The sequence below is a fragment of the uncultured Castellaniella sp. genome, assembly GCF_937988725.1.
GTDB lineage: Bacteria > Pseudomonadota > Gammaproteobacteria > Burkholderiales > Burkholderiaceae_B > Castellaniella.
The window spans coordinates 317,350-340,654 of the sequence record NZ_CALKHS010000009.1 but is presented as its reverse complement, the minus strand read 5'-3'; the positions used below and the strand labels follow the sequence as shown (position 1 = coordinate 340,654).

The window sequence follows — 23,305 nt, the reverse complement described above, 5'->3', positions numbered from 1 at the left end:
GGCGGCCTTGCGGCGAAACCCGGAGCCGGAGATTCGCTCAGTGGGCGGTGCGCACCGAGTGGTGCATGCGGCCTTCGGGAGCCTTGAAGAAGCCGGCAACCTTGCGGAACAGCTGCGACAGGGCGCGATCCAGAGCGTATTCCTGTTGCGCTTCGATGGCTTCGGCCAGCAGTTGGCGTTCCAGGGCGTCGGTCAGGCGGATATCGACATTGTTCAGGTTCTTCATGGCAGGCCTCTTGGCGTGGTAAGAGCGTTTCGCTCGGGTTAACCCTATTATAGGGTTTTCCCTAGTCAAAATGCAAGCGCCGGTTTCGACCCTCCGGAAGGAGTGTTGCCAAAAAGAGATCCCGCCTGTCGCCTTGCCGATCCTCAGCGGTCCCGGTAGCCGGCCGACACCAGATCGAACTGGAACAGGCGGCAGTCCAGGGCCCCGTTGTGCAGGGGGTGGCGGCGCCGGGCTTTCAGGCGCAGCTGGCCGGGCAGGTCCAGGTCGCTGGTGATGATGTTCAGCTGCCAGCCGCCGTAGTGCTGCTTCAGCTGGGTGGCCCATTGCGGCCACAGCTCGGCGTCGTGGTCGCCCAGGCGTTCGCCGTAGGGCGGGTTGGTGACGATCCAGCCGGCATCGGCGGGCGGCGGCAGCCGGCGGGCGTCGCAGACTTCGAAGCGGATGGTGTCCGGGCTCAGGTGGGCGCGGTCGATGTTGGCGCGGGCCGCCTCGATGGCCGCGGGGTTGACGTCGCCGCCCACCAGGGGCTGCTCCAGCCGGGGGGCGATGTGCGCTCGGGCGTCTTCCTTCAGGTTGCGCCACAGCCGCGCGTCGTGCGGGCGCAGCCGCTCGAAACCGAAGGGCCGCCAGATGCCGGGCGGCACGCCCAGGGCGATCCAGGCGGCTTCGATCAGGATGGTGCCGCTGCCGCAGAAAGGGTCCAGCAGCGGCGCATCGGGCGCCCAGCCCGACAGCGCCAGCAGCCCGGCCGCCAGGTTCTCGCGCAGGGGAGCTTCGCCCTTGTCCAGCCGCCAGCCGCGCTTGAACAGCGATTCTCCGGAGACGTCCAGATACAGGGTGGCCTGCCGCTCGTCCAGGAACAGGTGGACGCGGGCGTCGGGCCGCACCGTGTCGATGTCGGGGCGGGCGCCTTCGCGTTCGCGCAGCCGGTCGCAGATCCCGTCCTTGGCCCGCAGATTGCAGTATTGCAGGCTGCGCATGGGGCTGTGGATGGCCGAGGTATCGACGCGTAGGGAATCGTCGGGACCGAACCAGCGTTCCCATTCGGTCCGGCGGGCCAGTTCCAGGATGTCGTCTTCCGTGTGGACGTCGGCCTGGGCGACCTGCACCAGGATGCGGGTCGCCAGGCGGGAATACAGGTTCGCCCGCAGGATGCCCGTCCAGTCGGCCTGGAAGCGGCAGCCGGCGCGGCCCGCCGTCACGTTCTCGTAGCCCAGGGCCAGCAGTTCCAGGGACAGGGCCTCTTCGAGGCCGTGCGGGCAGGGGGCGAAGACGTGGAAGGTTTCGGCCACGCGAGGGGTGCGAGGCGTGCGCGGACGGCGCTGGATGCGGGGGTGGGCGTCCGCGTCCTCGTCCGGGAACGGGCGGGCGGCTGCGGCAACGGTTTCCGGTTCACGCAGTCTGCCGGATTCCTGGCGCGGCCTGGATGGCCGGTCCGCCGGCCCCCGTCGATCCGCGTCGCGCGCGCGGACCGGCCGGTCGCCGGCCGGTCGCCCGCGCTCCGCGCGATTGGGTCGTTCGGATTGTCCGAGGCGCACGGCGCGTTCGGGTCGTCCGGGTCGTCCGGGTCGTCCGGCGCGGTCGGTCTTTTCGGTGCGCTCGCCCCGTCCGGCCCGTTCGGCGCGAGGCGCGCCCGGGCGTTCATCCCGCGCCGCGGGCCGGGCGGGCCTGCGTTCGGACGAGCGCGCCTCCGGGGCTTCCGGGGCGGGAGCCTCGCCCCGGGCATGCTGGGCGCGTTCCTGCATGGCGGCCTGGCGGGCGCGGGCGCCGGATCGTTTCCGGCGTTCGCCGTCGGCGGTCTCGGGGCTGGCGGCGCCGGCTTTCGGCTTCAGGCTCAGGGTCTTGCGGGAGGTGGAATCGTTCATGGCATTCAAAAGGGTTTGACGACCACCAGGATCAGGATCAGCAGCAACAGCAGCACCGGGATCTCATTGAACCAGCGGAAGTACCGATGGCCGTGGCGGTTGGCCTCTGCGGCGAAGGCCTGCAGGTGCCGCCGGCAGGCCAGGTGGAAGACGGCCAGGCCCAGCACGCCCGCCAATTTTGCGTGCATCCAGCCCTGTCCCTGGCCGATGCCGTAGCCCAGCCACAGAATGGCGCCCAGGACCAGGGCCAGGACGCCCAGCGGCGTCATGAAGCGGTACAGGCGTTCGGCCATGCCCAGCAGGGTGGCGCGGGTGGCCGGGTCCTCGGACTGCGCCAGGTTGACGTAGATGCGCGGCAGGTAGAACAGGCCTGCGAACCAGGACACCACGAACAGGATGTGAAAGGCCTTGACCCACAGCATGTCAGCCCCGCAGCTGGCCTTCGCCGGTCAGCACCCATTTCTGGATGGTCAGGCCTTCCAGGCCGACGGGGCCGCGCGCGTGCAGGCGGTTGGTGGAGATGCCGATCTCCGCTCCCAGGCCGTACTCGAAGCCGTCGGCGAAGCAGGTGGGCAGGTTCACGTAGACGGAACTGGAATCGACTTCGCGCTGGAAGCGCTGGGCCGCCGCCAGGTCTTCGGTGACGATGGATTCGGTGTGTTCGGAACTGTAGCGGGCGATGTGATCCATGGCGTCGTCCAGGGAGTCGACCACGCGCACCGCCAGGATGGGGGCGAGGAATTCCGTGGCCCAGTCCTCGTCCGTGGCGGGGACGGATCCGGGCATCAGGGCGGCCGCGCGGGGGCAGGCCCGCAGTTCCACGCCCAGCTCGGTGAAGCGGGCCGCGGCGCGGGGCAGCCACGATGCGGCGATGTCGGCGTGCACCAGCAGGGTTTCCATGGCGCCGCAGATGCCGGTGCGGTAGGTCTTGGCGTTGATGGCGATGTCCAGGGCGCGATCCGGGTCGGCGGCGCGGTCCACATAGAGATGGCAGTTGCCTTCCAGGTGCTTGATCAGCGGCACGCGGGATTCGGCCGACAGCCGGGCGATCAGGCTTTTGCCGCCGCGCGGGATGATGACGTCGATGTAGTCGGTCAGCGTGACCATTTCGCCCACGGCGGCGCGGTCGGTGGTGTCCACCACCTGCACGGCCTGGGGCGGCAGGCCGGCGGCCTGCAGGCCGGCCTGGATGATGCCGCCCAGCGCCTGGTTGGAATGGAAGGCCTCGCTGCCGCCGCGCAGGATGGTGGCGTTGCCCGATTTCAGGCACAGCGCGGCGGCGTCGATGGTGACGTTCGGCCGCGATTCGTAGATGATGCCGATGACCCCCAGCGGCACCCGCATGCGGGCTACCCGCATGCCGTTGGGGCGCAGGGTGGTTTCGCTCAGGCCGCCGATCGGGTCGGGCATGGCGGCGATCTGCGCCAGCCCGGCCGCCATGGTGTCCAGGGCCTTGTCCGACAGGCGCAGGCGGTCCATCAGCGGCGCTTCCAGGCCGCGCTTGGCGGCCGCCCGCAGGTCGCGTTCGTTTTCCGCCTGCAGCCAGGCGCGGCGGCTTTGCAGCTGCTCGGCCATGGCCAGCAGGGCGGCGGATTTCGCCGCGCTGGATGCGGTGCGCATCCGCCGGGCGGCCTGGCGGGCCTGGCGGCCCAGGATTTCGAGCGGGGACAAAACGGATTCGGGTGCGTTCATGGCGGTTCGGTCAAAAATTCGCGGATCAGGCGCGGCGGGCGCCGGCGCTGGCGATGCGCAGGACGAGCCGGGCCAGCTCGTCCCAGGGGTCCTGCAGCCGGCCGGGCACCGGGATGCCCTTGATCAGCCGGTCGACTTCGTGGGCGTGGCGCAGAGCCGGCGGCCAGGCGCGGGCCGGCACGCGCTGCAGCGCCTGGCGGACCAGCCGTTCGCGCGGGCCGAAAATGCGGTAGGCCCGCAAGACGCCGTCCGGGTTGGCGTCGGCGCTGGCGCGGGTCAGGATGCGGATTTCCTCGCCCACGGCCCACAGGACCAGCGGCAGGGCCTCGCCTTCGGCCCGCAGGCCGCCGAGCACGGTCAGCGCGCGATCGGCCTGGCCGGCCAGCATGGCATCGCGCAGATCATAGAGATTGTAGCGGGCCACGTTCAGCACGGCAGCCTGCACCTGGTCCAGGGTCAGCGGCCCGGCGGGGTGGAGCAGCGCGAGTTTCTGGATTTCCTGGTGGGCCGCCAGCAGATTGCCCTCGACCTTGTCGCTGAGCCAGGCCAGGGTGTCGGCGTCGGCCGTGTGATCCTGGCGGGCCAGGCGGGCGGCGATCCACCGGGGCAGCCCGGCGCGCGGGATGGTCGGCACGTCGATCCACGTCGCCTGTTTCTTCAGGGCCTGGACCCATTTGGCCTTTTGCGTCGTCCAGTCCAGCGCCGGCAGGCGGATCAGCATGCGGACGTCGGGCAGCTGGCCCTGGGCGGCCATGTCGGCCAGCGACTGCAGGGTATCCGCGCCCGTCTTGCCGGGCTTGCCGGTCGGCAGGCTGATTTCGACCATGCGCAGGTCGCCGAACAGGGACGTATTGCGGGCGGCCATCAGCGCCGCGCTCCAGTCGCTGCGGGCGTCCATCACCAGATGCGTGCGTTCGCTGCAGCCCAGGCGGGTGGCGGCGGCGCGGTAGGCGTCGGCCGCCTCGGTGAGCAGCAGGATCTCGTCGCCCGACAGGACGGTGCAGGGCGGCAGATCGCGCCCGGACGCGAACTGCGCAATGATCTGATCGGCGTCGGGCGCTCGGCTGGACATGGATCAGTAGGGCATGCCGTTGATGTTGCTTGGCCTGTCGATCGGGTTGACCTCTTCGTCGGGCTGGGCGCCGCCGTCGGGAACCGAGACGATCGGGCGGTCCGCCGCGTCGCGGTAGGCTTCCTGGACTTCGGGAGCGCTGATGCGGCGCAGAATCTGGTCGATCAGGCTGTCGCGCATGTCCCTGAACGTGCGGGTGATTTCGCTTTCCTTGGCCTGGACGATCCGGTCGTTGTAGGGCAGTTCGCGGGTGCTGTGCAGCGTGGTGGGCGCCAGCAGGACGTGGCCGGCCTTGTCGAGCAGCTGGAAGGTGAAGTCAAGGTTCAGTTCGTATTCCTCGACCCGGCCTTCGGCGTCGATCGACAGCTGGCGCAGGTTCTGGCGTACGGAAATCTGGTGCAGATAGACGTCGGCCTGCGAGCGTTCCCTGGCGAAGCGCGTGTCGGGCGAGTTCGCCTGGATGGTGCGCTGCAGCCGGGCGCCGAAAGAGGTGTCCAGGTTGATGTTCGTGTAGATGCTGTGGAAGGGCAGCGGGGTGGCCCCCTTCAGGTGGAAGCCGCAGGCGCCCAGCGCCAGCAGGCAGGCCAGCCCCAGCGTCAGGCGCAGGCGGCGTGCGAAGGCAGTGAAGAGGACCATGGCGCTCATCCGACGACGTTGACCAGGCGCCCGGGGACCACCACCACCCGCTTGGGGGCGCGGCCTTCCAGGAAGCGCTCGACGGCTTCGTGGGTGCGGGCCAGGGCTTCGATGGCGGCCTTGTCGGCTTCCTGCGGAACGCCGAGCTGGCCGCGGACCTTGCCGTTGACCTGCAGCACCAGTTCGATCGTGTCGGCCCGCAGGGCGGCTTCGTCCACCGTCGGCCAGGGCGCGTCCAGCAGATCGCCGTGCTGGCCGGCGAAGCCCAGGTCGCGCCACAGCTGCCAGGTGATGTGCGGCACCACCGGGTACAGCACGCGCAGCAGGATCGACGTGGTTTCCGCCAGCGCCGGGCCGCCCGTCCCCGCCTGGGCGGCGGATTCCAGGGTGTTGAGCATCTTCATGGCGGTGGACACCACCGTGTTGTACTGGATGCGTTGGTAGTCGTAGTCCGCCTGCTTCAGCAACCCGTGGACGGCGCGCCGCAGCGCGGCGGCGGCGTCGTCCAGCCCGGACCAGTCGGTCGGCGGGTTCAGGTGGCCGCGCAGGGCGTCCTGCTGCGACTGGCAAAAGGCCCACAGGCGGCGCAGGAAGCGGTTGGCGCCGTCCACGCCGGAGTCCGACCATTCCAGGGTCTGTTCCGGCGGGCTGGCGAACATGACGAACAGGCGGGCCGTGTCCGCGCCCAGTCCGTCGATCAGGGATTGCGGATCCACCCCGTTGTTCTTGGACTTGGACATGGTGCCGATGCCGCCGTAATCGATGGTCGATCCATCCGATTTCAGGCGGGCGCCGATGATGGCGCCTTTGTCGTCGGTGATGTTTTCCACCTGCTCGGGCCAGAAGTACTCGATGCCGCCCCGCGCGTTCTTGCGCGAATAGATGTGGTTGAGCACCATGCCCTGGCACAGCAGCTTCGTGAAGGGCTCGGAAAACTTCAGCATGTCCAGGTCGCGCATGACGCGCGTCCAGAAGCGCGCGTACAGCAGGTGCAGCACGGCGTGCTCGATGCCGCCGATGTACTGGTCCATCGGCATCCAGTAATCGTTGCGGGCGTCCACCATGGCCTGGTCGTTGCCGGGCGAGGTGTAGCGCATGAAATACCAGGACGAATCGATGAAGGTGTCCATGGTGTCGGTTTCGCGCCGCGCGGGCTTGCCGCAGGACGGGCAATGGCACGACAGGAAGCCTTCGTGCCTGGCCAGCGGGTTGCCGCTGCCGTCGGGCACCAGGTCTTCGGGCAGGATCACCGGCAGGTCTTTTTCGGGGACCGGCACGGGGCCGCAGTCGGCGCAGTGGATGATGGGGATGGGCGTGCCCCAGTAGCGCTGGCGGGAAATGCCCCAGTCGCGCAGGCGCCAGGTCGTGCGCAGTTCGCCCAGGCCCATGGCCTGGAGGTCGGCGGCCACGGCCTGGATGGCCTGGGCCGTGTTCAGGCCGTCGAACTTGCCGGAATTGACCGTGCGGCCGACCTGCTTGTCGCCGTACCAGTCCTGCCAGGCGGCGTCGGACCAGGTCTGGCCGTGCGCCTCGATCACCTGGCGGATGGGCAGGCCGTATTTGCGGGCGAAGGCGAAGTCGCGTTCGTCGTGCGCGGGCACGCCCATGACGGCGCCGTCGCCGTAGCTCATCAGCACGTAATTGCCGACCCAGACGGGGACGGGTTCGCCCGTGAGCGGGTGCGTGACGGACAGGCCCGTGGGCAGGCCTTCTTTTTCGCGGGTGGCCAGTTCGGCCTCGGTGGTGCCGCCCTGGCGGCAGGCCTCGATGAAGGCGGTCAGTTCGGGGTTGTCCCGGGCCGCGCGGGCGGCCAGCGGGTGTTCCGGAGCCACCGCGCAGAACGTGACGCCCATGATGGTGTCGGCGCGGGTGGTGAAGACATGCAGCAGGCCGTCCTGGATCAGCTGGCCGGCGTCGTCGCGGATGTCGTGGCGGAAGGCGAAGCGCACGCCCTCGCTCTTGCCGATCCAGTTTTCCTGCATCAGGCGCACGCGTTCGGGCCAGCCGGGCAGGCCGTCTTCCAGGGTGCCCAGCAGTTCGTCCGCGTAGTCGGTGATGCGCAGGTAGTAGCCGGGGATCTCGCGCTTTTCGACCGGGGCGCCGGAGCGCCAGCCGCGTCCGTCGATGACCTGTTCGTTGGCCAGCACGGTCTGGTCGACCGGATCCCAGTTGACGACCTGCGTCTTGCGGTAGGCGATGCCTTTTTCCAGCATCTTCAGGAACAGCCACTGGTTCCATTTGTAGTACGACGGGTCGCAGGCGCACATTTCGCGCGACCAGTCGATGGCCAGCCCCATCGCCTGCATCTGCTTTTTCATGTAGGCGATGTTGTCGTAGGTCCATTTGGCGGGCGGCACGCCGGATTTCATGGCGGCGTTTTCCGCCGGCATGCCGAAGGCGTCCCAGCCCATGGGCATCAGCACGTTGTACCCGCGCATGCGCAGCTGCCGGGTCATCATGTCGTTGATGGTGTAGTTGCGCACGTGACCCATGTGCAGCTTGCCGCTGGGATAGGGCAGCATCGAGCAGGCGTAGAACTTGGGCTTGGGGGATCCGTCGGCGTTGACGGCGTGTTCGGTGACGCGGTAGACGTCGCCTTCGCGCCAATGGGCCTGGGCTTCGGATTCGACCTGGTTCGGGATGTAGCGTTCCTGCATGGATCTGTCTGGGTAATTGGAGATATGGGCCAAGCTGACCATTATAGATGGCTGCCGGTCGCGGGGGAAAACAGGCAAAAAAAATCCCCGCGCGAAGGCGGGGATTCTGCGAAACCGGTGAGACGGTCCGGGAGAGGCGCCCCGGATTATTTCAGCTTGGTTTCCTTGTATTCGACGTGCTTGCGCGCGACCGGATCAAATTTCTTGATCAGCATCTTTTCCGGCATGTTGCGCTTGTTCTTCGTGGTCGTGTAGAAGTGACCGGTGCCAGCCGTGGATTCCAGCTTGATTTTTTCGCGGATACCTTTTGCCATGATGTGCTCCTAGGGCCGATCAGGCCAGTTCGCCACGGGCACGCAGGTCGGCCAGGACGGAATCGATGCCGTTCTTGTCGATGGTGCGCAGGGCCTTGGTGGATACGCGCAGGCGCACCCAGCGGTTTTCGGATTCAACCCAGAACCGGCGCGATTGCAGGTTGGGCAGGAAACGACGCTTGGTCTTGTTGTTCGCGTGCGAAACGTTGTTGCCCACCATCGGGCCTTTGCCGGTTACTTGGCATACGCGTGCCATGGTCTCACCTCTGTAATCTATATCAGGAAAGCCTAGCATTCTATACTGGAAATGGCTTTCGAATCAAGCTGCATCTGTCTTTTGCCGTGCGCCGGGCGGCGCGCGCCTGATGGCCACGCGGCTGGACAGCCACGACAGCGCCGCGCAGGCGGCCAGCACCGCCGTCAGGGGCAGGGGGCTGTCAGTATGCCACAGGCTGACGAGAAAGCCGGACAGCGCGCCGCAGAACATCTGCAGGGCGCCCATCAGCGCCGAAGCCGTGCCCAGGCGCGGGCCCTGTTCGGCCAGCGCCAGGGCCGCCGAGTTCGGGCCGACGAAGCCCTGGCTCGCCATGAAGCCCATCAGGCACAGCATCAGCAAAGGCAGGTTGATCCAGCCCCCCAGGGTCAGGACCAGGGCGGCGGCCGTCATCAGGACCAGGGTGAACTGGGACCGGAGCAGCAGATCCAGCGGCCGGTGGCGGTTCAGCAGGCGGGCGCTCAGCTGCGCGGCCAGGATCAGCGACGCCGCGTTCAGGCCGAACACCAGGCCGAACCAGCGCGGGTCGATGCCGTAGATCTGGATGAAGACCAGGGGCGAGCCCGAGATGTAGGCGAACATGCCCGCCGACCCCAGGCCGCCCGCCAGGGCGTAGCCCATGAAGCCCCGGTGCGTCAGCAGCAGGCGGAAATTCGCCAGGATGGTGCCGACCGCCAGCGGCGTGCGCCGTTCGTCCGGCAGGGATTCGCGCATGTTGCGCAGCACCGCCAGCCACAGGCCGGCGCCCGCCAGGGCCATCATGTAGAACACGGTGCGCCAGGACCCCAAGGTCACGGCCTGGCCGCCCAGCAGCGGCGCCAGGATGGGCATGACCCCCATGACCAGCATCAGCAGGGACAGGGCCTGGGCGGCTTCGCGGGTGTCCAGGTGATCGCGGATCACGGCCCGGGGCACCACCATGCCGGCGGCGCCGCCGAAGGCCTGGACGATGCGCCAGAGCATCAGGTGGTCGATGTCGTTGCTCAGGGCGCAGGCCAGCGAGGCGATGGAAAACAGGGCCAGCCCGACCAGCAGCGGCAGTTTCCGGCCATAGCGGTCGGCCAGCGGGCCGTAGGCCAGCTGCGCCACGGCCAGGCCCAGCAGATAGCTGGCCAGGGTGCGTTCGACCAGGCCCTGAGTCGTGTTCAGGTCGCGGGCCATGGCGCCGAAGGCCGGCAGGTACATGTCGATGGCGACCGGACCCAGAGCGGCCAGGGCGCCCATGAGCACCAGCCAGGAAGGCATCAGGGCGGGGGTTTTGCGGGGCATGTGGAACAGCGGAGAGGCTTGAAGAGAGCGTGTTTGGCGCTACTATAACAAGGTCCATTCGTGAACTCAGGGAGGCTCTGTTGACTGCAATCGCATCCATCATCGAGAACAAGCTTGGGTCTTTGTCCATTCCGGTGTCCATGACGTTGCCGGATGGCGAGAAAATCGGTCCCGCCGACGCGCAACTGCATTTCATGATCCGGGATCCTTCCGTCCTGGCGCATTTCGCGGCGGGAGAAGTCGGCGCGCTGGGCGAGGACTACGTCGATGGAAAATTCGATTTCGACGGTTCCATGCGAGACCTGATGCGACTGGCCGCCGGAATCCTGCCGGGTTCACCGGTGGATGCGGCGCAGCTGGGCTGGCTGACCAGCCTGGTGCGGCGCCTGGTGTCCGTCTGGCGCCATTCTGAAGACCGCGATGCGCGGCAGATCGAATTCCACTACGACCTGTCCGACGATTTCTATGCCCTGTGGCTGGATCCGCGCCGGGTCTATTCCTGCGCTTACTACCGCGAGCCTGGCATGACCGTGGCGCAGGCCCAGGAAGCGAAGCTGGACCACATCTGCCGCAAGCTGGCGCTGAAGTCCGGCGAGCGCTTCCTGGACGTGGGCGGCGGCTGGGGGGGGCTGATGCTGTGGGCCGCCGAACACTACGACGTCGATGTGACCGGCATCACCCTGTCCCACAACCAGCACGCCTACGTCAATCATCTGATCCAGGAAAAGGGCCTGAGCGGTCGGGTGCGCATGGAACTGCTGGACTATCGCAAGCTCGATGAGTCGCAGCCATACGACAAGATTTCCTCCGTCGGCATGTTCGAACACGTCGGTCGCGCGCAACTGATCGGCTATTTCAGCAAGCTGCGTCGCTTGGTGCGTCCCGGCGGCCTGATCATGAACCACGGCATCACGGCCGGAGGCATCAGCAACACCGAACTGGGCGCGGGCATGGGGGACTTCATCGAAAAGTTCATCTTTCCCGGCGGGGAGCTGTCCCACATCCATTACGTGATGCAGACCATGGCCGAAGCGGGTCTCGAAGACCTGGACGTCGAAAACATCCGGCCGCATTACGCCCGCACCCTGTGGGCCTGGAGCGATGCGCTGGAGGCCAAGCTGGACGAGGCCAGGGCCATTCTGAACACGCCCCAGGGGGAACGTTCGTTGCGGGCCTACCGCATGTACCTGGCGGGCTGCGCCATGGGCTTCGAGCACGGCTGGATCGCCCTGCACCAGATCCTTGCCCAGCGCCAGCCGTCGGGCCGTTCGGACGAACTGGATTACCCGTCGGATCTGGCCTATCCCTGGCGCCGGGATTACATCTACGCGCAGCGCTGAGATCGCCGCCAAAACGGTCGATTACCCCCTGCGGAAATGGCCTTTCCGCAGGGGGTAATCGTCTTGCCAGCGGTAAAGGGGTTTATTTTCTGTCATCCTGCGTGTAAAATAACGTTTCTGCTGTTTTATTGAATTTCAATTCTGTTCGCAGCGAACGCCTGTCCCAGGTGCTTCGCCTTCGACTGTCCTCGGTGCCTGGCACCGGCAGTGCTGGTATGTATTGGCGGTCCTCACCGTCTTCCGCACACCCTCCCCTAAGCTATGGCGTCTGATGCGCAAGCGGTTTTGCGTCCGGCGTCTCCGTAACCCAAAGGAGGCTTCAATGTCTATCTCCCTGTCTTCGTCGCGCCAAGCGACTCTGTCCCCCCGTTGGTCGAAATCCGTTCTGGGCCTGGCCCTGACGGCTGCGCTGGCCGGTCTGTCGGTCGTGCCGACGGCCGCCCAGGCGGCCGATGCGCCGCAGTGCGAACTGGACCGCCCCATGCGCTTCGGCGGCATGAACTGGGAATCCAACCTGGTGCTCGTGGAAGTCGAGCGCTTCATCGCCAAGCATGGCTACGGCTGCGATTCGGAAGTCCTGCCCACGGAAACCCTGCCGGCGCTGGCCGCCCTGCAGCGCGGCGACCTGGACATCAACAGCGAGATCTGGCTGAACAGCACCCTGGAACCCTGGAACAAGGCCGAGGCCTCGGGCAAGGTCAAGCGCATCGGCGACATCTACATGGGCGGCGAAGCCTGGTTCATCCCGAAATACACGGCCGAGCGCCTGCCGGAACTGAAAAAGGCCGCCGACCTGCCCAAGTACTGGAAGGACTTCAAGGATCCCGAAGAACCCTCCAAGGGCCGTTTCTACGGCTGTCCGGCGGGCTGGGGCTGCGAAGTCGTCAGCACGAACCTGTTCAAGGCCCTGGACCTGGGCAAGACCTTCACCCTGTTCTCGCCCGGCACCGGCGCCACGCAGAAGGCCGCCCTGACGGCCGCCTACAAGCGCAAGGAAAACGTCGTCTTCTACTACTGGTACCCGACGCCGCTGGTCGGCTCCATGGATCTGGTCAAGCTGGAACTGCCGCCCTATGACGCGGCCAAGCAGAAGTGCCTGACCGACCCCAATTGCGAAAAGCCGCAGGCGTCCGACTATCCGGAAAACCCGGTGTTCACCGCGGTGACGACCAAGTTCACCGAGCAGGCGCCCAAGTTGACGGCCTTCCTGTCCAAGGTCAAGGTGCCCCTGGACGACATGAACCAGACCATGGCCTACATGGAAGAGAACGAGGCCGAGCCCCAGCCGACCGCGATGTGGTTCCTGAAGAGCAAGCAGGACGTCTGGACCCAGTGGCTGCCTGCCGACGTGACGGAACGGGTCAAGGCCGCCTTGTAAGGGGGCGTCCATGTTTCCTGAACTGATTTCAGCCCGGGAACTGCAGCGGCCCATCGACGATTTCGTCAATGGGCTGGTCACGCAGTATTCCGACGTGCTGCGAGCCATCACCCAGCCTCTGCTGGATCTGCTGATCTGGGCCGACAACCTGCTGCGCCATTCCCCCTGGTGGGCCATCGTGATCGTCGTCATGGGGATCGCCTGGCTGGGCAGCCGCAAATGGCGCTTCAGCCTGGCCATGGGCGCCCTGTTGTGCCTGCTGGGAGCCATCGGCCTGTGGGAGGCGTCCATGCAGACGCTGTCCCTGATGCTGGTCGCCGTCATTTTTTCCGTGGTGATCGGCATTCCCGTGGGCATCGCCATGGCGAGCTTTCGCTGGGTGCGCACCGTCATGCTGCCGGTGCTGGACGTCATGCAGACCATGCCCAGCTTCGTCTACCTGATTCCGGTGGTGATGCTGTTCAACCTGGGCAAGCTGGCGGCGCTGTTCGCCACCGTGATCTACGCCGTGCCGCCCGTCATCCGCCTGACCGACCTGGGCATCCGGCTGGTGGACGCGGAAGTGCTCGAAGCGTCCCGCTCCTTCGGCGCCAGCCGCGCCCGCCAGCTGTTCGGCGTGCAACTGCCGCTGGCCATGCCCAACATCATGGCGGGCATCAACCAGACCACCATGATGGCGCTGGCCATGGTCGTGATCGCGTCCATGATCGGGGTGCGCGGCCTGGGCTACGAGGTGCTGCAGGGCATCAACCGCCTGCAGGTGGGCCGGGGGCTGCTGGCGGGCCTGGGCATCGTGGTGCTGGCCATCATTTTCGACCGGATCACGCAGCAGTTCGGCCAACGGCAACAAGCCCGGAGGGCCTGACATGAGCAAGATCGAAGTCCGCAACATCTACAAGATCTTCGGCCCGCATCCGGACCGCTGGCTGCAGGCCGCCCGGGACGGCCTGTCCAAAGAAGCCCTGCTGGAACGCAGCGGCCACACCCTGGGCCTGCGCGACATCAGCCTGTCCATCAAGGAAGGCGACATCCACGTCATCATGGGCCTGTCGGGATCCGGCAAGTCCACGCTGATCCGCCATTTCAACCGCCTGATCGAACCCAGCGCAGGGCAGATCCTGGTGGACGGCGTGGATGTGGTGGGCCTGAAGCCCAGGGAACTGGAACGTTTCCGCCAGCAGAAGATGAGCATGGTGTTCCAGCGCTTCGGCCTGCTGCCGCACCGCACGGTGCTGGACAACGCCGCCTACGGCCTGGCCGTGCAGGGCGTGCGCCGCGCCGAGCGCAACGAACGCGCCCTGCACTGGCTGGAGCAGGTCGGCCTGGCCGGTTTCGAAGCCCAGTATCCGCACCAGCTGTCGGGCGGCATGCAGCAGCGCGTCGGCCTGGCCAGGGCGCTGGCCACCGATGCCGAGATCCTGCTGATGGATGAGGCCTTTTCCGCGCTGGACCCCCTGATCCGCCACGAAATGCAGGATCAGTTGCTGGCCCTGCAGGCCAGGCTGAACAAGACCATCGTCTTCATCACGCACGATCTGGACGAGGCCCTGCGCCTGGGCAACCGCATCGCCATCCTGAAGGACGGCGAGCTGATCCAGGAAGGCACGCCCGAGGACATCCTGCTGTCGCCGGCCAACGACTACATCGAGTCCTTCCTTCAGGACGTCAACCGGGGCAAGGTCCTGAATGCCTCGCACGCGTGCAACGAGCGCCCCTTGACGCTGACCATGCGCAGCAAACCGGTCCACGCGCTGGAACGGCTCGCCGCGCGCGGCTATGAGTATGCGGCCGTGCTGGACGGCAAGCGCCTGGCCGGCGTGCTGGTCCGCGCCGATGCCGAGCGGGCCGTGAGGGACGGCGCCCGCGATATCTCCCGCTACCTTAGCGACATGGCTTCGGTGCCGGCGTCCGCCGGCCTGGACGAAGTGCTGGCCCAGCTGCTGCGCACGCCCGAACCCGTGGCCGTGACGGGCGAGCAGGGCGAGTTCATCGGGGTGCTGTCGCGCAGCAAGGTCGTCGAACTGGTGACGCCGGGGACCGCCTCCGAGCCGGAATCCGGCGCTTCCGGCCCGGCCGAAGAAAGCCCGGATCGGCCGCCGCGCGCCGCGTCCGCCGCCGACGCCAAGGACCGGCACGGAGCCCGCGCGGCCTAGCGGCCTGCGCGGCCGGCCCGGCCCTGGCGATGCAGCACGTGGCCGTACCAGGCGAACAGCAGCAGCGCCGTCAACGCCAGCCCCGCCATGGCCATGATCCACATCGTGGCGGCGCCCACGGGCGCGCCGGGCATGAACCAGGCGGCGACCGGCGCCAGGGCGCCGGCCCGCGGCCCGTATCCCAGCCACCATCCCCCCACCAGCCCCAGACCCGTCAGCGCCGTGATCTGCAGGATCAGCGGCACCATGGCGATCTTGTAGGCCCGCAGCACGTAGGCGCCGATGCAGTGCATGGCGTCCCAGAAATGGAACCAGGGGGCGATCTGCAGCAGCGTCAGGGCGATGACGGCGACCTGCAGGTCGTCGGTGTACAGACGCACGATCGGTCCCTGGGCGGTGATCAGGATCAGGTTGGTCAGGACCGCGCCCAGGAGCACCAGGGTGATGCCGTGCAATCCGGTGCGCCGGGCGGCGGCCAGCTGGTGCGCGCCGACGGCCTGGGCGGTCAGAGAGGAGGTCGAGAGGCTGAGCGACATGGGCAGCATGTAGCACAGGGCGATCAGGTTGGCCAGGATCTGCTGGGCGCCGCTGGCATAGAGCCCGTCGCGGGCGACCAGCAGGGCCATGAAACTGAAGGCGCAGACCTCGATCAGGTAGGAGCCGCCCATGGGCAGGCCCAGGCGCAGCAATTCCTTCTGGTCCTGCCAGCGCGGACGGCTCACGCGGGGCCGCAGCGCCTGGAAGGCGGGCTGGCGCCGGATCATCCAGAAGCCCGCGGCCAGCATCATCCAGTCCACCACCAGGGTGGCCGCGCCGGCCCCCACCGCGCCCATGGGTTCGAGGCCCAGGCCGCCGAAGATGAACCAGGTGTTGAACAGCAGCTTGAAGGCGACGCTGCCCAGGTTGATCATCATCACGCCGCGCGTCTGCGAGATCGCGGTGGCCATGGCGTAGATGGTGCGAAACAGCAGCGCCGAGGGCAGGGCCAGCGCCAGGGCGATCAGGTAGCCGGCGATGCGCTCGCGCACCGCGGGTTCGATGCTGCCGGACAGCATCAGCCAGGTGTCCGGGAACAGCAGGCTGGCGCCTCCCAGCAGGGACAGCGCCAGGGCCAGCCAGACCCCTTGCCCCCAGGCGTGGCCGGCCTGGTCCAGGCGCCCCGCGCCGAAATGCTGGGCGATGATGGGGATGAGCGCGTGGATCACGCCCATCAGGCCGACGAAGACCGTGATGTAGATGGACGCGCCCAGCGCCATCGCCTGCAGGTCGATGGCGTCGGTATGGCCGACCATGGCCGTGTCCAGGACGGCGAAGACGATGCCGGCCCAGGCGCTGACCAGGATGGGCCAGGATTGCTGCAGAATGGTCCGCCACGGGGCGGCCGTCGCCGAAGTAGGGGGAGACATGGCTTCGAAAGGGAACTGATCGACGGTCAGGAGCCCGGCCTCACCCGGACCAGGCGGAACATCTCGTGCCGGTCGGGGCCGCGCCGGCCTTCCCAGAGAATGTCATAGCCCGGACGCGACATTTCGGCGGCCTCGGGGCTGTGCATGTCCAGCTGGCGCAGCAGCAACGGGCAGTCCCCGTCGAAGGACAGCCTGATGTCGTTGAACACCAGGAAGGAGGCGCGTTGGCCGCTGCCCAGCCCCTGGGTGCGGATGCATTCGCCGGGGCGCTGGTCGCGGGCCAGGGCGTGCGCCAGCGACGCCGAGACGTCGCGGTAGCTGCGCACGTAGTCCAGGGCCGGCATCCACAGCGTGGCCAGCAGCAGCCAGGTGGTCAGCAGGCCGCCCGCCGACAGGGCGGTGCCGCGCCAGAGGCCCGCCGGATGGTTGCGCAGGCGCCAGCGCACCAGGGCGATCCAGGCCAGCGTGCCCAGGGCGGCGATCAGGGTCGCCGGCCAGGCGATGTGGACGTCGAAGCCCCGGGTCTGGCGGGCGATGTTGGCGGCGATCTGCGCCGGCCAGCCGGTCTGCAGGGCGATCCAGCCCAGCCAGACGGTGGCCGCCGTCAGGGAAAAGCACATGACGGCGAACCAGTCCAGGGTGTTGACCACCCCGCGCCGCAGGGTGGGCAGCGCGAAGGCGGCCAGGATGGCGCAGGGCACGGCCAGCGTGCTGTATTCGGGTTCGAACGGGTCGCTGCTGGCCAGCAGCACCGCCAGGGCCGCCAGGGCGAAACCCAGCGGAATGCGGATGTGGGGGGCGGCGAACCAGCCGCGCCAGCGCCACAGCGCCAGCAGGGCCAGCGGCCAGGTCGGCCAGAGGAACCAGGGCAGGTCGCGCGCGATGTTCAGCCAGGACCGGGCGCTGGGCCAGTCGAAGGAACGGCCGGTCCAGATCAGCCAGTTGTCGGTCCAGTACGGGCCGAAGGCGCGGGCGGGGATCCACCACAGCAGGATCAGGCTGGCCGCGATCAGCGCGCTGACGACCAGCCATTTGCGGGCATCCGCCAGCGGACCCCGGGGGATGAAGACGATCGGGGCGGCCAGCATCAGCGGCAGGCAGCCCAGCCAGCCGCGCGCCAGGAAGGCGGCGCCCGCCGCCACGCCCAGCGTGATGGCGCCGGACACGGGATGGTCCAGCATCCGCGCGACGGCGTAGAAGGCCAGGGCCTGGAAGGCGATCACGGCCGGCACTTCCGAGGTTTCGTGCATGCGCCAGATGATGCCCACCGTCGCCACGATGAGCAGCAGCGCGGCGTCGGCCAGCATGCGGCCGTAGTCGCGCTCGGCGGGTTCCCCGCCGAAGGGCAGTGCCAGGGGCTGGGCTTCGGCGCGCCGCCCCAGCAGGTACGTGCCGTACCACAGGGAACTGGTGAGGATGGCGAACCACAGGATGTTGGGCAGCCGCGAGGCGATGATGGCGGCGTTCAGGGGGCTGAAGAACAGTTCCAGCGCCGGGCGCAGCGCCCAGATGAAGGCGGCGCCGACCCAGGTGACCAGCGGTCCGTCCTGCGCCTGGGCCAGCTGGCCGACCTGGGGCAGCAGCCAGGCGTGGTCCAGGCCCGAGAGGGCGGTCAGCATCGTGGCCAGGCCGGTGACGTCGTCGGTTTTCCAGGGGTCGCGATAGAACAGGCCGGCCAGAATGTAGACCAGCCCGACCGTCAGCAGAAACAGGCGGGGCAGTTTGGCCGCCGCCGTGGCGGTCAGCCGGGCAGGCGTGGATCGCGGTTCTTCAGTGCGCACTGGCTCGGTCACAGGGAAGGGGTTGGGCCCATGTTAAATGAAAAAGGCAGCCTGGCGGCTGCCTTTTCGGAGATCGCTGTGCTGTGCTGGCTGAGTCGCTACGGGCGTTTTCGGGGCAGAAGCCGTCTCTGAGAGACAATGTGACTTAGCATGTTTTTGCCGCCGGGCCGCCCCAAGGCAAAAACGCCCCCTCGGGGGGCAGCAAGCGGGCAAAGCCCGCGCAGCGTGGGGGCCTTATTTCTTGACCGTGCCGGCGGTGCGGGCGAAGCGGGCGCGGAACTTTTCCACGCGGCCCGTTTCCACGATGCGGGTCTGGGCGCCGGTGTAGAAGGGGTGCGATTCGGACGTCACGTCGCACTTGAAGAGCGGGTAGGACTTGCCGTCGATTTCGGTGGTTTCCCGGGAAGCCAGGGAAGAACGCGAAATGAACTTGTTGCCGGTCTGCAGATCCAGAAACACGACCTCGCGGTATTCGGGGTGGATGCCTTCTTTCATGGTGAAATCCGTAAGTTTATTAGGGGTCGCCAGCCGGATGGACGTGAAATCCCCGCAAGCCCCAGGCCCGCATAAAGCGGCATGGGCGCAGGCATCCGCGTCAAAATCCTGGCAACGTATCCAAGGTTAGCCAGAAATTCTATCATATCTGACCCCGTTCGGCCAAGGACGTCACCTCGGTCGCGCCTACGATCAGATGGTCCAGCAGGCGCACGTCCACCAGCGCCAGGGCCTGCTTCAGCTGCCGGGTCAGGGTGATGTCGGCCGGGCTGGGCTCCGCCAGTCCCGACGGGTGATTATGCGCCAGGATCAGGGCGGCGGCGTGGTGGGCCAGGGCCGCCCGGGCGACCTCGCGCGGATAGACGGACGCGTGCGACAGCGTGCCCCGCGCGACGTCCGCGCAATCGATCAGCTGCAGCTGGGTGTCCAGGAACAGGGCGATGCAGTGTTCCACCCGCAGGTGGGCCAGCCGCATGGCGCAGAACTGCTTGACCCGTTCGGGCTGGCTCAGGGCCCGGCCGTTGCGCAGGGGTTCCTCCAGCGCCCGGCGGCCCAGTTCCTGCACGGCCAGCAGTTCGCAGGTCTTGGCCGCGCCCAGGCCGGGAAAGGCCAGCAGGGCATCGCTTTCGGCCGACAGCAGGCGCCGCAGCCCGCCGAAATGCGCGATCAGGTCGCGCCCCATGTCCACGGCGCCGCGTCCGCGCGTACCAGTGCGCAGCAGCACCGCCAGCAGCTCGGCGGACGTCAGGGCCTGCGCGCCATGCCGCAGCAGACGTTCGCGGGGACGCTCGCCGAAGGGGGATAGGCTGTGTTGTGGCATGATAGGCCTTAAAATAGAGAGGTTTGACTGATTTTTCACGGGTGACCCATTTTGACCTCTTCCCCTGACGTCGCGCATGTCCATGCGGACTCTTATGTCACGCTGCACTACCGCATCGAACCCCTGTCGGGGCCTGCCGCCGGGACGGCCTTCGTGGATACCTTCCTGGATCGGCCCGCCACCTTGCAGATGGGCATCGGCCAATGGGCGCCCGGGCTGGAATCGCTGCTCATGGACCAGCCCGAAGGCGCGCACTTCACGCGGGACGTGCCCGCCGCCCAGGCCTATGGCGAACGCAACCCCGAACTGCTGCGCTGGATCTCCCATGACGAAATGGTGCGCAACGCCCCGCCCGATACGGTGTTCGAGGCGGGCGACATGATCGAATTCGTGGCGCCCAATGGCGGCCGTTATTCCGGCGTGCTCAAGACCCTGCAGGGCGACGACGCCCTGTTCGATTTCAATCATCCGCTGGCCGGCATCGACCTGCAGGTCGAGATCCGCATCCTGGGGGTGCTGTGATGACGGCGCCCATTGCGGACGATCGCCTGGATACCGCTCCAGACGCCGGCGCGGGCGCCGCCCCGGAAGTCGTGCTGGCGCAGCCGCGCGGCTTTTGCGCCGGGGTCGATCGCGCCATCGAGATCGTCGAGCGCGCCCTGGAAATCCATGGGGCGCCGATCTACGTGCGCCATGAAATCGTCCATAACCGCTACGTGGTCGAAGACCTGCGCGCCAAGGGCGCCATCTTCATCGACGAACTCGAAGACGCCCCCGCGGACGCCATCGTGATCTTCTCGGCGCACGGGGTGTCCCGCGCGGTCCGGGCCGAGGCCGATCAGCGCGGCCAGCGCATCTTCGACGCCACCTGCCCCCTGGTCACCAAGGTGCACGTGGAAGTCGCCCGCATGCGCAAGGAAGGCCGCGAGGTCGTCATGATCGGCCATCGGGGCCACCCCGAAGTGGAAGGCACGCTGGGACAGGCCGACGACGGCATGTACCTGGTGGAAACCGTGCAGGACGTGCAGGCCCTGCAGGTGCGCGATCCGCACAACCTGGCCTTCGTGACCCAGACCACGTTGTCGATCGACGACGCCGCGCAGGTGGCCGATGCCTTGCGGACCCGTTTTCCGGACATCGCGGAACCGAAGAAAAGCGATATCTGCTACGCCACCCAGAACCGCCAGGACGCCGTGCGCATCATGGCGCCGCAGTGCGATCTGGTGCTGGTGGTGGGCAGCCCGAACAGTTCCAATTCCAACCGCCTGCGCGAGGTCGCCGAGCGCAAGGGCGTGACGGCCTACCTGCTGGACGATCCCGGCATGGTCCGGCCCGAATGGCTGGAAAAGGCGCGCCGCGTGGGCGTGACGGCCGGCGCCTCCGCCCCCGAAGCCCTGGTTCAGCAAGTGATCGCTCGCCTGCGGGAACTGGGCGTGCGCAGCGTCCGCCCGCTCGATGGCGTGCGCGAACAGGTATCCTTCCCCCTGCCGCGCGAACTGTCGCGCAAGATGCAGGACAGCTGAATCCCGCCGGCGGGCGGATTCCTGCGCGCCGACGGGCCCGGCCGCGGTTCGGCGCCGCCGCCCGCCGACCCACAGGAGAACCCGATATGGACATTGGATTTTGCGGCCTGGGCCGCATGGGGGCGCCCATGGTGCGGCGCCTGCTGCAGGCGGGCCATCAGGTCAGCGTGTGGAACCGTTCGCCCGGCCCCGCGCAGCAGCTGGCCGCCGAAGGCGCCCGGGTCTGCGCCACGCCGCAGGCGCTGGGCGAGGCCTGCTCCTGGGTCGCGCTTTGCCTGTTCGATGCGGCGGCCGTCGAGTCCGTGGTCTTCGGCCCCGAGGGCCTGGCCCGGGCCGCGTCCCTGACCGTCCTGATCGATCATTCCTCCATCGCGCCCGACCGGACCCGCGAATTCGCCGACCGCCTGAGCCGGACCAACGGCGCCGTCTGGCTGGACGCCCCGGTGTCCGGCGGCACCGGCGGGGCGGCGGCGGGCACCCTGGCCGTCATGGCGGGGGGGCCGGCGGACGTCTGCGACCAGGTGGCGCCCGTGCTGCGGGCCTATGCGCAGCGCGTCACCCACATGGGGCCGGTCGGCGCGGGACAGGTGACGAAACTGTGCAACCAGACCATCGTCGCCGCCTCCATCGCCGCCATTGCGGAAGCCGTCGCCCTGGCGCGGGATGCCGGGGTTGAAGCGGCCCGCCTGCCGCAGGCCCTGGCCGGCGGCTGGGCGGATTCCACGCTGCTGCAGATGTTCGTGCCGCGCATGACGCAGGCCGCGCCGCCGCCGCCCCAGGCCAGCCTGGACACCATGCTGAAGGACCTGGACACCGTGGCCGCGCTGGCCCGGCTCCAGGGGACGCCGGTGCTAGTGGCGGCCGCCGCCGGCCAGGCCTATCGGCTGGCCAGTCGCCAGGGCCAGGGGCCTGCCGATACCTCCCAATTGATCCGCCTGTACGACTCCATCGGAGACCTTGCATGAATCGACGTTTGAGCCTTGCCGCCGGTGCGGTGGCGGTGCTGGTCCTGGCCTACGGGTCGGCGTCCTGGTACGCGGGCCGGGTGACCCAGCAGTCCATCGAATCCTGGGTGAGCCAGGCCAATCAGGACATCAAGGCCCAATGGGCCTCGGACGAAGCGCCGCCCGTGCTGCGGGTGGACGAATACCAGCGCGGGCTGTTTTCCTCGCAGGTCCGGTACGTGTTTGAATTTCGCGACGACAAGGGCGCCGCCCAGGCCGTGAGCCTGCAGGACGACCTGCAGCACGGCCCCTGGCCGCTGGCGGCGGTGCGCGAAGGCCATTGGGGGCCTTTGGCGGCTTACAGTCGGGTGCGCCCCTTGCCGGGCGGTCCGTGGCAGCCCTGGTTCGCCGCCGTCGGCGACGGGACGACCGCTCCCTGGCAGGCGGATTCCCGGGTCGGGTTCGACGGCCGCGTGGCCTCGCTCGTTACGCTGAAGCCGGCGCGCACCCCGGACAAGCGGATCGATTTCAGCGGCGGCACGATGCGGGTCGTCTATCAGCCCGAGACCCGGCACGTCAGCCTGTCGGCGCAGGCGAAGTCCCTGGACGTCCAGGATGCCGATCTGGCCGTCCGCTTCCATGGCGAAGACCTGCGGCTGGACAGCGACACGACTCGCAGCGGGGAAACCGACCTGCAGTCGCGCCAGGAATTGAAGTTCGCGCAGTTGCGGATCACTGATGGTGACAATCCGGAAATCCGCTTCACGCAGCCCTCCATGCGCGCCGAGACCGCGCGCACCGGCAGCCTGCTGGACAGCCGGGTGCAGTATGACCTGGGGCAACTGCAGGCGGGGGGGCAGGACCTCGGCGCCATCCGCTTGAAGGCCTCGGCCGAGCAGCTGGACGTCCAGGCCCTGCAGGCCCTGCTGGTCGCGCTGGATCAGACGCGGGCCGGCAAAGATGACGATGCGCCGCTGTCGCCCGAGGACGAACAGCGCCTGCGCCCGCTGGCGATGGCCGTCCTGGCCTCGTCTCCGCGCGTGTCGCTGGATGAGTTCAGCTGGACCACCCCCAAGGGCAAAACCGATGCGCGGGCGCTGGCGCAGTTCCGGCCGGCGGCGGATGACGCGCCGCAGGATCTGGGCGCTCTGCTCGAACGGGGCATCGGCCAGCTCACCGCGCACGCGGGGGTGTCCAAGCCCATGCTCCTCGACATCCTGGCGCGCAGCCAGGCCGGCGCCAATCCGGACATGATGGTGGCGCTGGTCAGCATGCTGTTCGACCAGTATTCGGGCCGGCTGGCCAGGGCGGGGCTGGTCAAGGAACAGGATGGCCAGGTCCAGGCGGACGTGTCCTATGCCGATGGCAAGGTGACGGTCAATGGGCAGCCCATGGCGCCCGAGGCCCTGGCCGCCCTGGTCGGCGGCGCCTTGGGCCTGGGCCAGTGATCTCAGGGTAAA

The 23,305-nt window shown here is 68.0% G+C and carries 22 protein-coding genes; 8 read left to right on the top strand and 14 right to left on the bottom strand.

Features of this window, described 5'->3' with window-relative positions:
* Positions 1-37: 37 nt before the first annotated feature.
* From Q0263_RS09095 to Q0263_RS09050, 10 genes are all read right to left on the bottom strand, one after another.
* Positions 38-226, bottom strand: coding sequence for a hypothetical protein (locus Q0263_RS09095; protein WP_298015460.1), 189 nt, complete (start codon positions 224-226; stop codon positions 38-40).
* Positions 227-369: 143 nt separating this feature from the next.
* Positions 370-2,091, bottom strand: coding sequence for a THUMP domain-containing protein (locus Q0263_RS09090; RefSeq protein ID WP_298015459.1), 1,722 nt, complete (start codon positions 2,089-2,091; stop codon positions 370-372).
* A gap of 5 nt (positions 2,092-2,096) precedes the next feature.
* Entirely contained in the window at positions 2,097-2,513 is a 417-nt protein-coding gene (locus Q0263_RS09085; protein ID WP_298015458.1) for a CopD family protein, read from the bottom strand.
* A gap of 1 nt (position 2,514) precedes the next feature.
* Positions 2,515-3,783: a glutamate-5-semialdehyde dehydrogenase gene (locus Q0263_RS09080; protein WP_298015457.1), complete on the bottom strand. Its 1,269-nt coding sequence runs from the start codon at positions 3,781-3,783 to the stop codon at positions 2,515-2,517.
* A gap of 25 nt (positions 3,784-3,808) precedes the next feature.
* Positions 3,809-4,855 carry a DNA polymerase III subunit delta gene (gene holA, locus Q0263_RS09075; protein ID WP_298015456.1) on the bottom strand — a complete coding sequence of 349 codons (1,047 nt, stop codon included), beginning with the start codon at positions 4,853-4,855 and terminating at the stop codon, positions 3,809-3,811.
* A 3-nt stretch (positions 4,856-4,858) separates the two neighbouring features.
* Positions 4,859-5,491 (bottom strand): LPS assembly lipoprotein LptE, encoded by a 633-nt coding sequence (gene lptE / locus Q0263_RS09070; RefSeq protein WP_298015455.1) that lies wholly within the window; start codon positions 5,489-5,491, stop codon positions 4,859-4,861.
* Positions 5,492-5,496: 5 nt separating this feature from the next.
* Positions 5,497-8,148, bottom strand: coding sequence for a leucine--tRNA ligase (gene leuS, locus Q0263_RS09065; protein ID WP_298015454.1), 2,652 nt, complete (start codon positions 8,146-8,148; stop codon positions 5,497-5,499).
* Positions 8,149-8,294: 146 nt separating this feature from the next.
* Complete coding sequence (gene rpmG / locus Q0263_RS09060; RefSeq protein WP_094854780.1) at positions 8,295-8,462, bottom strand: 50S ribosomal protein L33; 168 nt, start codon at positions 8,460-8,462, stop codon at positions 8,295-8,297.
* A 19-nt stretch (positions 8,463-8,481) separates the two neighbouring features.
* Positions 8,482-8,718: a 50S ribosomal protein L28 gene (gene rpmB, locus Q0263_RS09055; RefSeq protein ID WP_066453342.1), complete on the bottom strand. Its 237-nt coding sequence runs from the start codon at positions 8,716-8,718 to the stop codon at positions 8,482-8,484.
* 63 nt (positions 8,719-8,781) lie between these two features.
* The gene (locus Q0263_RS09050) at positions 8,782-9,981 is read right to left on the bottom strand and encodes a Bcr/CflA family multidrug efflux MFS transporter (RefSeq protein WP_298015686.1); all 1,200 of its coding nucleotides are present in this window, start codon (positions 9,979-9,981) and stop codon (positions 8,782-8,784) included.
* A gap of 104 nt (positions 9,982-10,085) precedes the next feature.
* On the opposite strand from Q0263_RS09050, the gene Q0263_RS09045 reads away from it, so the two are divergent.
* From Q0263_RS09045 to Q0263_RS09030, 4 genes are all read left to right on the top strand, one after another.
* Positions 10,086-11,345, top strand: coding sequence for a class I SAM-dependent methyltransferase (locus Q0263_RS09045; RefSeq protein ID WP_298015453.1), 1,260 nt, complete (start codon positions 10,086-10,088; stop codon positions 11,343-11,345).
* A gap of 322 nt (positions 11,346-11,667) precedes the next feature.
* Positions 11,668-12,723 carry an ABC transporter substrate-binding protein gene (locus Q0263_RS09040; protein ID WP_298015452.1) on the top strand — a complete coding sequence of 352 codons (1,056 nt, stop codon included), beginning with the start codon at positions 11,668-11,670 and terminating at the stop codon, positions 12,721-12,723.
* Positions 12,724-12,733: 10 nt separating this feature from the next.
* Positions 12,734-13,588: a proline/glycine betaine ABC transporter permease gene (locus Q0263_RS09035; protein ID WP_298015451.1), complete on the top strand. Its 855-nt coding sequence runs from the start codon at positions 12,734-12,736 to the stop codon at positions 13,586-13,588.
* A gap of 1 nt (position 13,589) precedes the next feature.
* Positions 13,590-14,876 (top strand): glycine betaine/L-proline ABC transporter ATP-binding protein, encoded by a 1,287-nt coding sequence (locus Q0263_RS09030; RefSeq protein ID WP_298015450.1) that lies wholly within the window; start codon positions 13,590-13,592, stop codon positions 14,874-14,876.
* On the opposite strand, the gene Q0263_RS09025 is transcribed toward Q0263_RS09030, so the two are convergent.
* From Q0263_RS09025 to radC, 4 genes are all read right to left on the bottom strand, one after another.
* Positions 14,873-16,282, bottom strand: coding sequence for an MATE family efflux transporter (locus Q0263_RS09025; RefSeq protein WP_298015449.1), 1,410 nt, complete (start codon positions 16,280-16,282; stop codon positions 14,873-14,875). The genes Q0263_RS09030 and Q0263_RS09025 overlap by 4 nt on opposite strands.
* 26 nt (positions 16,283-16,308) lie before the next feature.
* On the bottom strand, positions 16,309-18,063 hold the full coding sequence (locus tag Q0263_RS09020) for a glycosyltransferase (protein ID WP_298015448.1): 1,755 nt from the start codon (positions 18,061-18,063) through the stop codon (positions 16,309-16,311).
* Positions 18,064-18,297: 234 nt separating this feature from the next.
* Entirely contained in the window at positions 18,298-18,558 is a 261-nt protein-coding gene (locus Q0263_RS09015) for a type B 50S ribosomal protein L31 (protein ID WP_298015447.1), read from the bottom strand.
* A gap of 142 nt (positions 18,559-18,700) precedes the next feature.
* Positions 18,701-19,378 (bottom strand): DNA repair protein RadC, encoded by a 678-nt coding sequence (radC, locus tag Q0263_RS09010; protein WP_298015446.1) that lies wholly within the window; start codon positions 19,376-19,378, stop codon positions 18,701-18,703.
* A 51-nt stretch (positions 19,379-19,429) separates the two neighbouring features.
* Here radC and Q0263_RS09005 point away from each other — a divergent pair, with 51 nt between their 5' ends.
* The 4 genes from Q0263_RS09005 (at position 19,430) to Q0263_RS08990 (ending at position 23,293) form a co-directional block, all read left to right on the top strand.
* Entirely contained in the window at positions 19,430-19,900 is a 471-nt protein-coding gene (locus tag Q0263_RS09005) for a peptidylprolyl isomerase (protein ID WP_298015445.1), read from the top strand.
* Positions 19,900-20,901: a 4-hydroxy-3-methylbut-2-enyl diphosphate reductase gene (gene ispH, locus Q0263_RS09000; protein ID WP_298015444.1), complete on the top strand. Its 1,002-nt coding sequence runs from the start codon at positions 19,900-19,902 to the stop codon at positions 20,899-20,901. Before Q0263_RS09005 ends, ispH begins: the two co-directional genes overlap by 1 nt.
* 86 nt (positions 20,902-20,987) lie before the next feature.
* Positions 20,988-21,866 carry an NAD(P)-dependent oxidoreductase gene (locus Q0263_RS08995; RefSeq protein WP_298015443.1) on the top strand — a complete coding sequence of 293 codons (879 nt, stop codon included), beginning with the start codon at positions 20,988-20,990 and terminating at the stop codon, positions 21,864-21,866.
* On the top strand, positions 21,863-23,293 hold the full coding sequence (locus Q0263_RS08990; protein WP_298015442.1) for a YdgA family protein: 1,431 nt from the start codon (positions 21,863-21,865) through the stop codon (positions 23,291-23,293). The genes Q0263_RS08995 and Q0263_RS08990 overlap by 4 nt, the downstream gene beginning before the upstream one ends.
* Positions 23,294-23,305: the final 12 nt, after the last annotated feature.

What these genes read in the sequence shown, in the direction of transcription:
- Q0263_RS09095 (WP_298015460.1), bottom strand. Translation starts at nt 226, where the DNA reads ATGAAGAACCTGAACAATGTCGATATCCGCCTGACCGACGCCCTGGAA.
- Q0263_RS09090 (WP_298015459.1), bottom strand. Translation starts at nt 2,091, where the DNA reads ATGAACGATTCCACCTCCCGCAAGACCCTGAGCCTGAAGCCGAAAGCC.
- Q0263_RS09085 (WP_298015458.1), bottom strand. Translation starts at nt 2,513, where the DNA reads ATGCTGTGGGTCAAGGCCTTTCACATCCTGTTCGTGGTGTCCTGGTTC.
- Q0263_RS09080 (WP_298015457.1), bottom strand. Translation starts at nt 3,783, where the DNA reads ATGAACGCACCCGAATCCGTTTTGTCCCCGCTCGAAATCCTGGGCCGC.
- holA (WP_298015456.1), bottom strand. Translation starts at nt 4,855, where the DNA reads ATGTCCAGCCGAGCGCCCGACGCCGATCAGATCATTGCGCAGTTCGCG.
- lptE (WP_298015455.1), bottom strand. Translation starts at nt 5,491, where the DNA reads ATGGTCCTCTTCACTGCCTTCGCACGCCGCCTGCGCCTGACGCTGGGG.
- leuS (WP_298015454.1), bottom strand. Translation starts at nt 8,148, where the DNA reads ATGCAGGAACGCTACATCCCGAACCAGGTCGAATCCGAAGCCCAGGCC.
- rpmG (WP_094854780.1), bottom strand. Translation starts at nt 8,462, where the DNA reads ATGGCAAAAGGTATCCGCGAAAAAATCAAGCTGGAATCCACGGCTGGC.
- rpmB (WP_066453342.1), bottom strand. Translation starts at nt 8,718, where the DNA reads ATGGCACGCGTATGCCAAGTAACCGGCAAAGGCCCGATGGTGGGCAAC.
- Q0263_RS09050 (WP_298015686.1), bottom strand. Translation starts at nt 9,981, where the DNA reads ATGCCTTCCTGGCTGGTGCTCATGGGCGCCCTGGCCGCTCTGGGTCCG.
- Q0263_RS09040 (WP_298015452.1), top strand. Translation starts at nt 11,668, where the DNA reads ATGTCTATCTCCCTGTCTTCGTCGCGCCAAGCGACTCTGTCCCCCCGT.
- Q0263_RS09035 (WP_298015451.1), top strand. Translation starts at nt 12,734, where the DNA reads ATGTTTCCTGAACTGATTTCAGCCCGGGAACTGCAGCGGCCCATCGAC.
- Q0263_RS09030 (WP_298015450.1), top strand. Translation starts at nt 13,590, where the DNA reads ATGAGCAAGATCGAAGTCCGCAACATCTACAAGATCTTCGGCCCGCAT.
- Q0263_RS09025 (WP_298015449.1), bottom strand. Translation starts at nt 16,282, where the DNA reads ATGTCTCCCCCTACTTCGGCGACGGCCGCCCCGTGGCGGACCATTCTG.
- Q0263_RS09015 (WP_298015447.1), bottom strand. Translation starts at nt 18,558, where the DNA reads ATGAAAGAAGGCATCCACCCCGAATACCGCGAGGTCGTGTTTCTGGAT.
- radC (WP_298015446.1), bottom strand. Translation starts at nt 19,378, where the DNA reads ATGCCACAACACAGCCTATCCCCCTTCGGCGAGCGTCCCCGCGAACGT.
- ispH (WP_298015444.1), top strand. Translation starts at nt 19,900, where the DNA reads ATGACGGCGCCCATTGCGGACGATCGCCTGGATACCGCTCCAGACGCC.
- Q0263_RS08995 (WP_298015443.1), top strand. Translation starts at nt 20,988, where the DNA reads ATGGACATTGGATTTTGCGGCCTGGGCCGCATGGGGGCGCCCATGGTG.
- Q0263_RS08990 (WP_298015442.1), top strand. Translation starts at nt 21,863, where the DNA reads ATGAATCGACGTTTGAGCCTTGCCGCCGGTGCGGTGGCGGTGCTGGTC.